Origin of the sequence: Neorhizobium vignae (assembly GCF_000732195.1) — a bacterium.
Lineage (GTDB): Bacteria > Pseudomonadota > Alphaproteobacteria > Rhizobiales > Rhizobiaceae > Neorhizobium > Neorhizobium vignae.
Window position 1 is genome coordinate 314,068 of sequence record NZ_JNNU01000002.1, and the last position, 13,953, is coordinate 328,020.

The window sequence follows — 13,953 nt, forward strand, 5'->3', positions numbered from 1 at the left end:
CCGCAGTAAGATCAGATGTTCCAGACTTTCGGCACTGGCGCGCCGTTACGCAATACGGAAATTGCCGGTGTCAGGATTTTTCTCAGATCAAAGCCGGTCGGCGCCACCAGCCGGGCGATCAGCTTGCCGTTCCAGTGGCTGGCCCCGCCAGTCCACAGGCTGGCTCCGCCGGGTGTGTCGTCGAGAATCTGGCGGAGTTTCGGGAAGAGCATTTCGGCGAGCGGGCCGGTATAGAACAGCGTCGCGAAGGCAACCTGGCCGGAAAGCACGGCGGCGGCCTGGGAAAGTTGCTCGATCTCCCCCTCGAATTTCATCTCTTCCGCATGGATCAACTGGCCGGAGCGGCGCACCCGCCAGCGGTCGCGGAAGAAACCGTTCTCGACGGCCTCGCCCATCGCCTTGCGGCCGAGCAGGACCGCCTCGACGGCCAGGAATTCCGACGTTTCGGAGAGATCGACGTCAAGCCGGCGTGTCAGCGAGGACTGGTCGAAAAGGATGGTTTCCTGAGGAAGCCAGTGGACCGAGGCGTCTTCGCCGACGGTGACGTGGGTGGAGACGGAGGCCGTGCCGGACGAGGCCTTGTAGATCTTTTCGTTCGCCTGGGTGGTGACCGACAGCCTTGTGGAGGCGGCAGCGGCGACGGACCATTCGATCACGTCGCCGCCCGTCAGCCCCCCCGACGTATTGATTAAAATCGCCTCCATTTCAGGCGAAAATGTTTCCGGAAGGCGAATTTTTGCGCAGCCTTCCTGATAGAATTCGGCGAGCCGTGTCCGCCCGCCGAAAGCCTTGGTTACAAGGCGTCCTGCACCCCTTGCCCGCTGCGGCGCATATCGATCGGCTGGTTGCTGTTGCACGTCGTCCCCTGAAGATCGGCTTCGGTTCCGCAGCCCGAAGCAACGCCCGTGCCAGACTTGGCCGCAGAACCGTTCCTGGCGGATGCTGCGGTAGCGATGACGTCGGTGCTGTCGGCCTTGCCGAAGAAATCCCACATCCGCGAGGCCGGATCAATATTGGCGTCGAATGCCGGCTTGGCGACGGTGACCGCGGCCACCTTGGTCACGCTCGCGGCACCGTCCTTGGCAGCGGCGATCACCGCTTCCGTGGCGGCAACCGGCTTCGGCCAGTCATGCGTGCCGTCGGCGAAGACGTAGGATGCGACGCGTGCACCGTTCTTGCAGGTACTGTAGAGACTGAAGGTCACGCCGTCGACCGTCTTGGTGTCGCCATTGCCCTTGCAGCCGTCGAGTTCGGTCCAACGCTGGACTGCTGTCTTGAAGCCGTACTGCCAATAGGCGCTGCCGCCGCCCGCGTAAGGGTTGGCTGCATCCTTGACGCCGGCAAAAGCCATGATCGAGATGGGCCGGCCCGGATTGCAGCCCTGTGTATCCGGACCCCATTTGCCGTCGGTCTCGACCGGGCGTCCGGCGCGCAGCGAATGCACGAAGCCGGCGGCGGCGAAATCGTCATGACCGGAGCAGAGATAGGCCGACAACATGCGGCCGCCACCGGAATAACCCGAGGCATAGATGCGGGCCGGATCGATGCAGAATTGCTGCTTTGCGGTGTTCAGGGCCTGTTTGATATAGGCAATCTCGTCGAGACCGCCCTGCTGTGCGGTGACGAAAGGTACGTTCCAGGCATAGGTGCCGGCGGAGCTTCCAGACAGGCTGCCCTGCAGGGCCAGAACGATGAAGCCGTGTTTCTCCGCGACCTTGTCCCAGGAGCTTCTGTTCAGCTGCCCTTCAGGGTTGCTGTGGCTACCATGGAGATCGAAAACCAGCGGAACCTTGTCCTTGCCGGTATAGGATGAGGGAATGAAATAGATGGCCGACCGGGCAATACCGTCGGTCTCGATAGTGATCCTGTGGCGACCGGCTTCCATTGGCTGGCCGCAGCCTGCGGCAAGGGCGCTGCCGGTCATTGACCCCAGAAAGGTCGTGGCGCCCAAAAAAACCGCTCCTACAGCAACCATGCGTGTAAGAGCGGAACGAGAGAAACCGGCAACGCGTACAAAGACCATCAGCGCCTCATCATGGGGTGCGGGGGGTTGTCAACAAAGATGCGGAATGCCCTGAAAACGCAGCGTTGTTAACATATATTAGCTGGCTTTGAAACGCACGAAGTGCTGCAACGCGATACAAACATTCACCAGTAAAAATACTAGTCTCAGACGGTCAGATGCCGCCTTGCTTCTGCCGTATCCAGAGTCTCGGCCGCGCCTTCGTGCACAATCTCGCCACGATCCATGATGTAGACTTGGTCGGCCAGCTCCCGACAGAAGTCCAGATACTGCTCCACCAGGAGAATGGCCATGCCGGTGGAATCGCGCAGGTAGCGGATCGCCCGGCCGATATCCTTGATAATAGACGGCTGGATGCCCTCAGTCGGCTCGTCGAGCACGAGGATCTTCGGACGGGTGACCATGGCACGGCCGATCGCGAGCTGCTGCTGCTGGCCGCCGGAGAGGTCCCCGCCTCGCCGGCCGAGCATCGATTTCAGCACCGGAAACAGCGAGAAGATCTCGTCGGGAATGAACTTGTCCTTGCGGGCGAGCGGCGCATATCCGCTTTCGAGGTTTTCCTGGACGGTGAGCAGCGGGAAGATCTCCCGGCCCTGCGGCACGTAGCCGATGCCATGCTTGGCGCGGTTATAGGGTGCAAGACCGTTCAGCACCTCCCCCTGGAAGCTGATCGTGCCGGCGCTGACCGGATGCTGGCCGGTGACGGCGCGGAGAAGAGAACTCTTCCCCACGCCGTTCCGCCCCAGCACGCAAGTGATCTTGCCCATATCCGCATGAATCGAGACACCCCGCAGCGCCTGCGCCGCGCCGTAGTGAAGATTGACGTTGTTGACTGTCAGCATGTTAGCGCCCCAGGTAATTCTCGATCACCTTCGGATCGTTCGAAACAAAATCGATCGAGCCTTCGGCGAGCACCGAACCTTCGGCAAGGCAGGTCACCTTGACGCCGAGTTCGCGGATGAAGCCCATGTCGTGTTCGACGACGACCACCGAACGAGTCTTGGCGATTTCCTTGAGCAGCACCGCCGTCTCGGCCGTTTCCGCATCGGTCATGCCGGCGACGGGTTCGTCGACCAGAAGCAGTTTCGGCTCCTGGGCGAGCAGCATGCCGATCTCCAGCCACTGTTTCTGGCCGTGGCTGAGGTTGGCGGCGTATTCGTCCTTACGGTGGATCATGCGGATCGTCTCGAGGATCTCCTCGATGCGCGCCTTGTCCTCCGGCGACAGCGTGTAGAACAGCGTGGCGAAAACCCCGCGCGACCGGTTGAGCGCCAGTTCCAGATTGTCCCAGACGGTGTGGCTTTCGAACACGGTCGGCTTCTGGAATTTGCGGCCGATACCGAGCTGGGCGATATCCGCCTCGTCTTGTCTCGTCAGGTCGATCGTATCCTCGAACAGCACGGTGCCGGTATCGGGCCTCGTCTTGCCGGTGATGATGTCCATCATCGTCGTCTTGCCGGCGCCGTTCGGGCCGATGATCGCCCTCAGTTCCCCGGGCTCGACGACGAAGGACAGCGAGTTCAGCGCCTTGAATCCGTCGAAGGAGACCGAGACGTTTTCGAGATAGAGCAGGCTTTTCTGTCGTGTTTCGGAAATCGTGTTCATGGTGTCCTGTCCCCGCCTATTCCGCCGCCTGAGCCTGGGCGACCGTCTCAGTACCGCCCCTGCCCTTTTCGGCCTCCGCCGCAGCCTTCAGCGCCTTGCGGGCCTTGAAGCCGTGCTGGATCGTTCCGACGATGCCCTTCGGCAGGAAGAGCGTGACCGCGATGAACAGGCCGCCGAGCGCAAACAGCCAGATCTCGGGGAACGCACCGGTGAAGAAGCTCTTGCCGCCATTGACGAGGATCGCGCCGATGATCGGCCCGATCAGCGTGCCGCGCCCGCCGACGGCCGTCCAGACGACCACTTCGATCGAGTTCGCCGGCGCGAATTCGCCCGGATTGATGATGCCGACCTGCGGCACGAACAGCGCGCCGGCAATCCCCGCCATCATGGCGGACACGACGAAGGTGAAGAGCTTGATGTTCTCGACCCGGAAGCCGAGGAAACGCACCCGGCTTTCCGCATCGCGCACGCCGACCAGCACCTTGCCGAACTTCGAGCGGACGATGGCGGAGGCGAGGATGAGGCAGAGCGACAGCATCAGTGCCGACATGAAGAACAGGACCGCACGCGTCCCGTCCGCCTGGACGGAAAAACCGAGAATGTCCTTGAAGTCGGTCAGGCCGTTATTGCCGCCGAAACCCATGTCGTTGCGGAAGAAGGCGAGCAGCAGCGCGTAGGTCATCGCCTGGGTGATGATCGACAAGTAGACGCCGTTGACGCGGGAGCGGAAGGCGAACCAGCCGAACACGAAGGCGAGCAGGCCGGGCACGACGAGCACCATGACCATGGCGAAGACGAACCAGTCGAAACCGTACCAGAACCAGGGCAGTTCCTTCCAGTTGAGGAAGACCATGAAGTCCGGCAGGATCGGGTTGCCGTAGACGCCCCGAGAACCGATCTGGCGCATCAGATACATGCCCATCGCATAACCGCCGAGCGCGAAGAAGGCGCCGTGGCCGAGCGAGAGGATGCCGCAGTAACCCCAGACGAGATCGAGCGCCAGCGCGAGCAGCGCATAGCAGAGATACTTGCCGAACAGCGACATCACATAGGTCGGGATATGCAAGGCGCTGTCGGGCGGGGTCAAAAGGTTGAGTGCCGGCACCAGGATGCCGATGGCCAGAAGGATGCCGACGGCGGCGACGATACGGCCTTCGAGGGCGCGGAAAACAAAGCCGGAAATCATGCTTCCACCGCCCTTCCCTTGAGCGCGAAGAGACCGCGCGGACGTTTCTGGATGAAGAGGATGATCAGCACCAGGACCAGGATCTTGCCGAGCACGGCGCCGACCGAGGGTTCGAGGAACTTGTTGAGCACCCCGAGCGACAGCGCGCCGACCAGCGTGCCCCAGAGATTACCGACGCCGCCGAACACCACGACCATGAAACTGTCGATGATGTAGCTCTGGCCGAGGTTCGGCGAGACGTTGTCGATCTGGGAAAGCGCGACACCCGCAATGCCGGCAATGCCGGAGCCGAGCGCGAAGGTGAAGGCGTCGACCCACGGCGTCTTGATGCCCATCGACGACGCCATGCGGCGGTTCTGGGTGACGGCGCGCATGTTGAGGCCGAAGGAGGATTTTTTCATCACCACCAGCAGCGCCACGAAGATCGACAGCGAGAAGGCGATGATCCACATGCGGTTCCAGGTGATCGTCATGCCGCCGACCGGGAACGAGCCGGACATCCAGGACGGATTGCCGACTTCCTGGTTGGTGGGGCCGAAGATCGAGCGGATGGTCTGCTGCAGGATCAGCGAGACGCCCCAGGTGGCGAGCAGCGTTTCGAGAGGCCGGCCGTAGAGAAAGCGGATGACGCCGCGTTCGATGACGAAGCCCACGGCGCCGGTGACGAGGAAGGCGACGGGAAGCGCGATCGCCAGCGACCAGTCGAACAGTCCCGGAGCGCTGTCGCGGATGACCTGCTGCACCACGAAGGTGGAATAGGCGCCGAGCATGACCATCTCGCCATGCGCCATGTTGATGATGCCCATGACGCCGAAGGTGATCGCCAGCCCGATCGCCGCCAGCAGCAGGACCGAACCGAGCGAGACGCCGTACCAGACGTTCTGGCCGATATCCCAGAGCCGTTGCCCGCTTTCGATACTGGCGATCGCCGCATCGACGTCAGCCTTGAGGCTCGGATCGAGCGACGCGGATGCGCCCATCAGGATGCCGATCGCGTTGCGGCCCCCATAATTCTTGATCGTCTGGATCGCGGCCCGCTTTTCGTCGACAGAGCGGTCGGAGGAGAGCAGCGACACGGCGCGCGCCTCTACCATGCGGGCCTTGACCTCGCCGTCCGTCTCCTTGGAGATTGCGGTTTCGAGGAGCTCGAGGTTTTCGGCGCTCGGCGAGCGGAGCACCGCATCGGCCGCCTGCAGCCGGACCCCACGATCCGGGCTCAATAGCGTCAGGCCACCCATGGCCGAGCGGATGACGCGGCGAAGGCTGTTGTTGATCTTGATCTTGGTGACCGCGTTCTTGGCGGCCTGTCCGGCGGAGGCGCCCGTCACCGGATCGATCAGCTCGTAGTTGGAGCCGGCCGACTTGCCGATGAACACCAGGTTGTCGGACTTTCGGAAATAGAGGTCGCCCTCGGAAAAGGCATTGAGCGCCGGCACGAGCCGGGCATCGCCGGTGGCGGCGAGCTGGCCGATCAGTTTTTCAGCTTCGCCAAAATCCGCCTTGGAAAGCGCGTCGATCAGCGACCTGGGATCGGCGCCTGCACCGGATTGTGCATAAGACGGCAACGCCAGCGCGGACACAACGCAAAGAAAAAATACGCGAAGAAAAAATTTTATCATCATGACATCGCCCCTCATCCGCCTGCCGGCACCTTCTCCCCGCAAGCGGGGCGAAGGAGATCCGTGGCGACCTCCTGCCCGTCAGTGGACGGCTCAGGAAACGTTGTGCCGAAAGGCACTCCGCTCTCCCCGCGAGCGGGGAGAGGGTTAGGGTGAGGGGCAATGACTGCCCCATCAAATCAGCAGAGACTGGGATCAGCTGCCCTTGCCGCCGCACTTGCCGGAAGCAACGTTGAAGTTGCCGCAGGACATCGGCTTGCGCCAATCGGAGATCAGGTTCTTGCTGTCCGGCAGGTAATCGGACCACTCGTCGCCGACCACAGGTGCGGTTTCCTGAACGATGTCGAACTGGCCATCAGCCTGGATTTCACCGATCAGCACCGGCTTGGTGATGTGGTGGTTCGGCATGACGGTGGACGTGCCACCCGACAGGTTCGGAACGGAGACGCCGATGATCGAGTCCAGCACGGCATCGGTGTTGGTGGTGCCGGCAGCCTCGACGGCCTTTACCCAGGCGTTGAAGCCGATATAGGCGGCTTCCATCGGATCGTTGGTGACGCGCTTGTCGTTCTTGGTGAAAGCCTTCCATTCCTTGATGAATTCGGCATTCACATCAGCATCGACGGACTGGAAGTAGTTCCAGGCGGCCAGGTGGCCGACGAGCGGCTTGGTGTCGAGACCGGCGAGCTCTTCTTCGCCGACCGAGAAGGCGACGACCGGAATGTCTTCGGCCTTGATGCCCTGGTTGCCGAGTTCCTTGTAGAACGGAACGTTGGCATCGCCGTTGATGGTCGAGACGACGGCGGTCTTCTTGCCGGCCGAGCCGAATTTCTTGATGTCGGAGACGATCGTCTGCCAGTCGGAATGACCGAACGGCGTGTAGTTGATCATGATGTCGGACTCGGCAACGCCCTTCGACATCAGATAGGCTTTGAGGATCTTGTTGGTCGTCTGCGGGTAGACGTAGTCGGTACCGGCCAGAACCCAGCGCTTGACGCCTTCTTCCTTCGCCAGGTAGTCGACGGCCGGGATGGCCTGCTGGTTCGGGGCGGCTCCCGTGTAGAAGATGTTGCGCGAGGATTCTTCACCCTCGTACTGGACAGGGTAGAACAGGATCGAGTTCAGCTCTTCGAAGACCGGCAGGACCGACTTGCGCGAAGACGAGGTCCAGCAACCGAAAACGGCGGCAACCTTGTCCTTGGAAATCAGCTGGCGGGCCTTTTCGGCAAACAGCGGCCAGTCGGATGCCGGGTCGACGACGACGGCTTCGAGCTTCTTGCCGAGTACGCCGCCCTTCTTGTTCTGCTCGGCGACGAGCATCAGCATGACATCCTTGAGGGTGGTCTCAGAGATGGCCATGGTGCCCGAAAGCGAGTGCAGAACACCGATCTTGATGGTGTCGTCAGCGGCGAAAGCACCCTGCAGCGCCGTCGTCGACATTACGGCAGCGAGCAGCGCGCCACCCAGTTTGGATTTGAATGTCATTGGTTCGAACCCCTCTTCTCGTTCGTCCGCAACGAAGAACTTAACCGTTGCTTAAGCGACTATCGGTTGCTGCATCGCAAAACCGTATACGTCGAATGACGTACCGGAGGGGGAGAAGGGGGAAGAACGGCGCCGGGGTGGGAGCCCGGGTGGCATCTTCGGGCGAAACAGGCCGTCACGGCCAGTAACGAGCGCCCTCATGATATATTAACCATATACGATATATTAACTATATTTCGATTGTATAATCCGACGCTTAGTTAGGGCGTGAGGAGTTGTTTCCGGTGTAAGGTACTATGAGTAGCATCCTCACAAATGCTGGAGCTACTTCTGCGCTCCAAATGCTTCGCTCCCTCGACAACCAGATGTTCGGGGCAGAGCGGGAGGTCGCGACCGGCTTACGTATCGAACAAGCCTCCGACAACGCGGCGTATTGGTCGATCGCCACCACCATGCGATCTGACAATGGTGCTCTCTCGGCCGTGCACGACGCCCTTGGCCTTGGAGCCGCAAAGGTCGAGACGGCCTATGAAGGCATCGCTGCGACCACCGATATCCTGGCGGCGTTCATGGCCAAGGTCGTCTCCGCCCAGCAGGACGGAATAGACAAGAACAAGATCCAGGAAGAACTGGAGCAGTTGAAGCAGCAGATCGTCTCGATATCCAACTCCGCAAGCTTCGCCGGCCAGAACTGGCTGCGGTCGGACATGCAGGGTCAGGCCAGCGAAGCAGGCGCGAAGACGTCTGTCGTATCATCGTTCAATCGCAGCGAGGACGGGACCGTTTCCGTCGGAACCATCGACGTCGATCTGTCGAAACTCGTCCTGTTCAAGAATGGCGGCGGCGGAATTCTGCAGAAGGAACCTGATCCGGATCTCGGTTATGGCCTCGGCACGATCGGTGGATTGCTCGGATTTTCGACATCGGGTTATGGCGACGTGCCAGGCCCGGTATTCGACCAGCCCTTCACGATTACGAAATTCGACGTCGTCACGGTCGCCTTTTCAGTGGGTACGTTCAACGACACGTTCGTGATCACCAAGACTGTCGTCGACCAGGCACTCGGAGGCCAGATAGGATATGGCTTCGACGGAGATATCGAAAGCACGGCGGATTGGGCGAAAGTCCTCCTTCAGGCAACGTTTCTCAACAAGGCGCCCCCCGACATCCTGTTTGCGGCTCAGGGCGGCGCGCCGAATATCTTCTTTCGCGCCACCCTTCCTCTCGCCGCAGAGCTGATCACCGTTCAGCCGCCCGTCCACACCCGGACGCTGCCGCCGGAGGGTATCGATATTCTCGATATCGACGTTACCGATCCCGACATCGACTTTCCGACAATCACCTTGGTTCTCGACGAGATGCAGCAGAAGGTCATATCGGCCGGTGCCTACCTTGGCTCGCTGAGGTCGAGGATCGCGATGCAGGAAGACTTTGGAAACAGTCTCGCGGACAGTCTCGACAGAGGCATCGGACGCCTCGTCGATGCGAATATGAGCGAGGCATCGAGCAGGCTCAAGGCACTGCAAGTTCAGCAGCAACTGGCGACCCAGTCGCTTTCCATCGCCAATTCGGACGCGCGAAACATCCTGTCTCTCTTCCAGTAATGAGACCGCCATCCTCGACGGCAAGGAAGAAACGCCGGGTCGATCCCCCCGGAGGTGAGACGTAACACTTTGAGGACCGGATCAGGTGAGAGGTTCAACGAGCGATTGAACGCAGCGATGATCGGTTCAGCCGCGGCCTGGAAGACTTCGTGTCCGGCAACCGATGGCGGGGGAAATTCAGGCGTGCACGATTTCGGCCCTGGTGCCGGGGTTAAGGCTTTGAAGAGTGAATGTCGCATCGAGCTGTTTTGCCATCGCTTCGACAATCCCCGTACCAAGTCCGGGCTGCGAGTGTGCCGGATCGTCTGGAATGCCGACGCCGTCGTCGTCCACCGAAAGCGACCAAAACCCATCGGCAGAACGGTAATCAACCACGATTTTGCCATTTCGCTGGTCGGGAAACGCATGTTTCAGCGCGTTGATGACGAGTTCGGTGACGATAAGGCCGAGACTGACCGACACATTCGCCGTCGCAACACTGTCGTCCACATTCACTTTGATCGATATTTCCTCAGGATCAAAAATCATCGACGCGGCGAGGCTTTTGCAAAGTTGCGTGAAGTAGGTCCGCAGTTCGACATCGCCGGCATTTGTTGCCGCCAGCTGTCGCTGAACCGCTGCGATCGACATGACGCGTCCATGCGCGAGCGTTAAATGCGAACGGGTTTCTTCCGACTGAACCTTGCGGGCGCTTTGCAACAGGATGCTCGCGATGATCTGGAGACTGTTGGCAACCCGATGCTGGATCTCCCGCAGCAGGATTTCCTTTTCCCGGAGCAGGTCGTCCCTGAGCTTTTCGGCGAGGCGCACATCGGTGACGTCGGCGATGGAAAGGAGCACGCGGACCCCTTCAACATCGCCGTAGTCCAGCTTCTGGGCACTCAATACCAATTGTCGGGGGGGACGGTCTTTTCGTTTCAGGTCCATTTCATAAGCGTTGATATCTGCGCTTCCCGACGCCGTGGCCTCCAGCAGCGACGAGAGGCTTCGTACATTCCACTCACCGTCACCAAGCTCGGAAAACGGGCGGTTGGAAACAGCTGCGGGATCGATCTCAAATTCGCGGCAGAACGAAGAACTGCCGGCCAGCACCATCAACGTCCCGTCCAGCAGCAAGAGCGGCGCGGCGGAGGTGGAAACGATTGCGAGGCCAAGGCTCATCACACCTGTTGGCGGAAGAGGAGCGGCGATAGTCATGGATAATGTCCCTTTAAGGGACCGGAGGCTCGCGGAGCGAAAGCCTTCCCCGGCATGGAATTCGCTCGAGCAAGCGTCAGCCTTTTTGTAAGCCAACCTACGTTAGCATAGATGAGCGAAATGCGCAAAGAAATCGACCTATGGGAGTATTCCCGAGGCATCAGGCTTTCGCCGGTGCGAGTTGCCAACCGCCATGAGCGCCTGTGGGCATCGTTCCACCGTTCAAGGCCTCGGATTGGTGAAGTGCTACATCCTCCCGAGGAGCATTGCGCGTGCGATATATGACCTGCCAGGTAATCGACGCGGCGACCGACGGCATCTATCCCAGGATCCGGCTCTGCAACGTGAAAAGGATCAATCCATGCCCGTCACCTACCTCATTCGCTTCGATATCTTCCCAGGCCAGCGCGACCGCTTCCTCGCTCTTCTGAACGGCGTGCTCGATGCCATGCGGCACGAACCGATGTTCCACAATGCCGTGCTGCATGCCGATCCCGAGAACGAGAACCACATGATGCTCTACGAGACATGGGAGGATCATCAGGACGTGCTGGACGTGCAGTTGCAGCGCCCCTATCGCCAGGCATGGCACGCGGCCCTGAGCGATCTCCTCCCCGGACCTCGGGATGTTTCGATCTGGCATCCGATCCGCAGCGACCGTTCGGCACAATTCCGCTCCTGACGGACGGCCGTCGCGGTTTGTCTGCCGGGTTGATGTCCCTGCCCCTTTGGGTCATTCTTCGGTATCCTCCCTGGCTTCGAGGATCTGAACATGAAGCGCGGTCTATTTTTCGGCCTGATCGCCGCCGCTGGCCTGCTCGCCGGAGCGGCATTCGTCGTGGTCGGCCAGACCAAAGTTCCGCCGGAAGCGATCCAGTCGTCCGTCATCCGCTCTCCCCAACTGATGGACCGAGCCTGGACGCTACCCGTGGCGGCCACCTTCGGTCCAAACATCACCTGGCAATCGAACGGCTCGCGATGCGGTCCCGCAAGCATTGCCAATGCGTTCCGCTCGGTTGGCGAGGACGAAACGACCGAGGCCGAGGTGCTGGACGGAACCGGCATGTGCTGGACCGGATTCTGCATCATCGGGCTGACGCTGGATGAACTTGCCGATCTCGCCCGCATGAAAACCAAGCGAAAGGTTTCGGTTCTGCGCGATCTGACCGCCGACGAATTCCGCGAGCATATGAAGCACGCCAACGACCCGGGTCGCCGCTACATCGTCAATTTCACGCGTGAAAAGATCTTTGGAGCAGGCGCCGGTCACCATTCTCCGATCGGAGGATATCTGGAAGCCGAGGATCTGGTGCTCGTCCTCGATGTCAACGAGGACTACAAGCCCTGGCTTGTCGAGCGGCAACGGTTGTTCTCGGCAATGGACACGCTCGATGGAGACAAGAAGCGCGGCCTGCTGCTGATCGAATGACAGGATCAGCCCCACCATCCCTGCCGTGCCCGCTTCGGGTCGTGACCGTTCCCGTGTCCTGAATTCGTTCCACGGAGGGAACATTTCCCCGCCTCGTACGCTTGCCCTCGGATCCGCCAACCGCCCGAGGAGCTCAAACCCGATGATCAATGACCTCTGGTACAAGAACGCCGTCGTCTACTGCCTCTCCGTCGAGACCTTCATGGATGCCAATGGCGATGGGATAGGGGATTTCCAGGGTTTGCAGCGGCGGCTGGACTATCTCTCCGGCCTCGGCGTCAGCGCCATCTGGCTGATGCCGTTCCAGACCTCGCCCGGCCGCGACGATGGTTACGACGTCTCCGACTATTACAATGTCGATCCCCGCTACGGCACGCTCGGCGATTTCGTCGAGTTCACCCATGGCGCCAAGCAGCGCGGGATCCGGGTGCTGATCGACCTCGTGGTCAACCACACGTCCAACGAACACCCGTGGTTCCAGGACGCCCGCAGCGACCCGAAATCCCCCTATCGCGACTGGTATGTCTGGTCCGACAAGAAGCCCGCGAATGCCAACGAAGGCATGGTGTTTCCGGGCGTCCAGAAGACCACCTGGACCCATGACGAGAAAGCCAAGCAATATTACTTTCACCGCTTCTACGAGTTCCAGCCGGACCTCAACACCTCCAACCCGCATGTCCAGGCGGAAATCCTGAAGATCATGGGATTCTGGATCCAGCTCGGCGTGTCCGGCTTCCGCATGGATGCGGTGCCCTTCGTGATCTCCGAAAAGGGTGCAGAGGTGACGAAGCCGAAGGAGCAGTTCGAGATGCTCCGGACGTTCCGCGAATTCCTGCAATGGCGGCTCGGCGACAGCATCATCCTTGCCGAAGCCAACGTGGTGCCCAAGGAGAACCTCGCCTATTTCGGCGAGGACGGCGACCGCATGCAGATGATGTTCAACTTCCACGTCAACCAGGCGCTGTTCTATGCGCTTGCTTCCGAAGATAGCCGGCCGCTGGCAAAGGCGATCAACGACACCTACGAGCGTCCCGCCACCGGCCAATGGGGCCTGTTCCTGCGCAACCACGATGAACTCGATCTCGGCCGGCTGACCGAGAAGCAGCGCCAGAAGGTGTTTTCGGAATTCGGCCCCGACAAGCATATGCAGCTCTACGACCGTGGCATCCGTAGACGCCTGGCACCGATGCTGCAGGGCGACCGCCGCCGGCTGGAGCTTGCCTACAGCCTGATGTTCTCCCTGCCCGGCACGCCGGTCATCCGCTACGGCGACGAGATCGGCATGGGGGACGACCTGTCGCTGCCGGAGCGCAACTGCGCCCGCACGCCGATGCAATGGTCGACCGAGCCGCATGGCGGATTCACCAAGCACGACAAGCCGATCCTGCCGGTGATCAGCGGCGGTCCCTTCGGTTTCGAGCACCTGAACGTCGCGCACCAGCGGCGCGATCCGAACTCGATGCTGAACTGGATGGAACGCCTGATCCGCATGCGCAAGGAAGCGCCGGAAATCGGCTGGGGTGAATGCGTGCCGCTGGAGACCAGCGATCAGGGCGTGCTGGCGCTACGCTACGACTGGCGCGACAATTCGGTCCTGGTCGTCCACAACCTGCATTCGACGCCGGTGGAGGTGGAGTTTTCGGTGGGTCTCGGCGACCATGGCGAGAAACTGATCGACATTGCCGATGGCGGCAACAGCAAGGCCGAGAAAAACGGCAGGCACACGCTGCTGCTCGATGCCTATGCCTATCGCTGGTTCCGGGTCGGCGGCCTGGATTATCTCCTGAAGCGCAAGGAAATCTGAC

The 13,953-nt window shown here is 60.8% G+C and carries 12 protein-coding genes; 4 read left to right on the plus strand and 8 right to left on the minus strand.

Annotated features, from left to right (window positions below; genetic code table 11):
* Positions 1-11 precede the first annotated feature (11 nt).
* The 7 genes from GQ59_RS01730 to urtA all read right to left on the minus strand — a co-directional run bounded on the left by GQ59_RS01730 (position 12) and on the right by urtA (position 7,918).
* Entirely contained in the window at positions 12-857 is an 846-nt protein-coding gene (locus GQ59_RS01730; RefSeq protein WP_037076738.1) for an urease accessory protein UreD, read from the minus strand.
* Positions 794-1,951: a CE1 family esterase gene (locus GQ59_RS01735; protein ID WP_162183275.1), complete on the minus strand. Its 1,158-nt coding sequence runs from the start codon at positions 1,949-1,951 to the stop codon at positions 794-796. Before GQ59_RS01735 ends, GQ59_RS01730 begins: the two co-directional genes overlap by 64 nt.
* 218 nt (positions 1,952-2,169) lie before the next feature.
* Entirely contained in the window at positions 2,170-2,865 is a 696-nt protein-coding gene (urtE, locus tag GQ59_RS01740) for an urea ABC transporter ATP-binding subunit UrtE (protein WP_007762131.1), read from the minus strand.
* Position 2,866: 1 nt separating this feature from the next.
* Positions 2,867-3,628, minus strand: a complete 762-nt coding sequence (gene urtD, locus GQ59_RS01745; protein WP_037076744.1) for an urea ABC transporter ATP-binding protein UrtD — start codon at positions 3,626-3,628, stop codon at positions 2,867-2,869.
* Positions 3,629-3,644: 16 nt separating this feature from the next.
* Positions 3,645-4,814, minus strand: a complete 1,170-nt coding sequence (gene urtC, locus GQ59_RS01750) for an urea ABC transporter permease subunit UrtC (RefSeq protein WP_037076747.1) — start codon at positions 4,812-4,814, stop codon at positions 3,645-3,647.
* Entirely contained in the window at positions 4,811-6,436 is a 1,626-nt protein-coding gene (gene urtB, locus GQ59_RS01755; RefSeq protein WP_037078072.1) for an urea ABC transporter permease subunit UrtB, read from the minus strand. Before urtB ends, urtC begins: the two co-directional genes overlap by 4 nt.
* A gap of 192 nt (positions 6,437-6,628) precedes the next feature.
* On the minus strand, positions 6,629-7,918 hold the full coding sequence (gene urtA / locus GQ59_RS01760) for an urea ABC transporter substrate-binding protein (protein ID WP_037076750.1): 1,290 nt from the start codon (positions 7,916-7,918) through the stop codon (positions 6,629-6,631).
* 296 nt (positions 7,919-8,214) lie between these two features.
* On the opposite strand from urtA, the gene GQ59_RS01765 reads away from it, so the two are divergent.
* Entirely contained in the window at positions 8,215-9,522 is a 1,308-nt protein-coding gene (locus GQ59_RS01765) for a flagellin N-terminal helical domain-containing protein (RefSeq protein ID WP_037076753.1), read from the plus strand.
* 177 nt (positions 9,523-9,699) lie between these two features.
* On the opposite strand, the gene GQ59_RS01770 is transcribed toward GQ59_RS01765, so the two are convergent.
* On the minus strand, positions 9,700-10,719 hold the full coding sequence (locus GQ59_RS01770; protein ID WP_051903740.1) for a sensor histidine kinase: 1,020 nt from the start codon (positions 10,717-10,719) through the stop codon (positions 9,700-9,702).
* Positions 10,720-11,080: 361 nt separating this feature from the next.
* On the opposite strand from GQ59_RS01770, the gene GQ59_RS01775 reads away from it, so the two are divergent.
* The 3 genes from GQ59_RS01775 (at position 11,081) to GQ59_RS01785 (ending at position 13,952) form a co-directional block, all read left to right on the plus strand.
* A complete protein-coding gene (locus tag GQ59_RS01775) occupies positions 11,081-11,401 on the plus strand; it encodes a putative quinol monooxygenase (protein ID WP_037076757.1) in 321 nt (106 codons plus the stop codon).
* 90 nt (positions 11,402-11,491) lie between these two features.
* The gene (locus tag GQ59_RS01780; protein ID WP_037076759.1) at positions 11,492-12,148 is read left to right on the plus strand and encodes a phytochelatin synthase family protein; all 657 of its coding nucleotides are present in this window, start codon (positions 11,492-11,494) and stop codon (positions 12,146-12,148) included.
* A gap of 142 nt (positions 12,149-12,290) precedes the next feature.
* Complete coding sequence (locus GQ59_RS01785; RefSeq protein ID WP_037076762.1) at positions 12,291-13,952, plus strand: alpha-amylase family protein; 1,662 nt, start codon at positions 12,291-12,293, stop codon at positions 13,950-13,952.
* The last annotated feature ends 1 nt before the right edge of the window (position 13,953 follow it).

Bases quoted from the DNA above. Each gene is read 5' to 3' on its own strand.
- urtE (WP_007762131.1), bottom strand. From the start codon at position 2,865: ATGCTGACAGTCAACAACGTCAATCTTCACTACGGCGCGGCGCAGGCG.
- urtD (WP_037076744.1), bottom strand. From the start codon at position 3,628: ATGAACACGATTTCCGAAACACGACAGAAAAGCCTGCTCTATCTCGAA.
- urtC (WP_037076747.1), bottom strand. From the start codon at position 4,814: ATGATTTCCGGCTTTGTTTTCCGCGCCCTCGAAGGCCGTATCGTCGCC.
- urtB (WP_037078072.1), bottom strand. From the start codon at position 6,436: ATGATGATAAAATTTTTTCTTCGCGTATTTTTTCTTTGCGTTGTGTCC.
- urtA (WP_037076750.1), bottom strand. From the start codon at position 7,918: ATGACATTCAAATCCAAACTGGGTGGCGCGCTGCTCGCTGCCGTAATG.
- GQ59_RS01765 (WP_037076753.1), top strand. From the start codon at position 8,215: ATGAGTAGCATCCTCACAAATGCTGGAGCTACTTCTGCGCTCCAAATG.
- GQ59_RS01770 (WP_051903740.1), bottom strand. From the start codon at position 10,719: ATGACTATCGCCGCTCCTCTTCCGCCAACAGGTGTGATGAGCCTTGGC.
- GQ59_RS01775 (WP_037076757.1), top strand. From the start codon at position 11,081: ATGCCCGTCACCTACCTCATTCGCTTCGATATCTTCCCAGGCCAGCGC.
- GQ59_RS01780 (WP_037076759.1), top strand. From the start codon at position 11,492: ATGAAGCGCGGTCTATTTTTCGGCCTGATCGCCGCCGCTGGCCTGCTC.
- GQ59_RS01785 (WP_037076762.1), top strand. From the start codon at position 12,291: ATGATCAATGACCTCTGGTACAAGAACGCCGTCGTCTACTGCCTCTCC.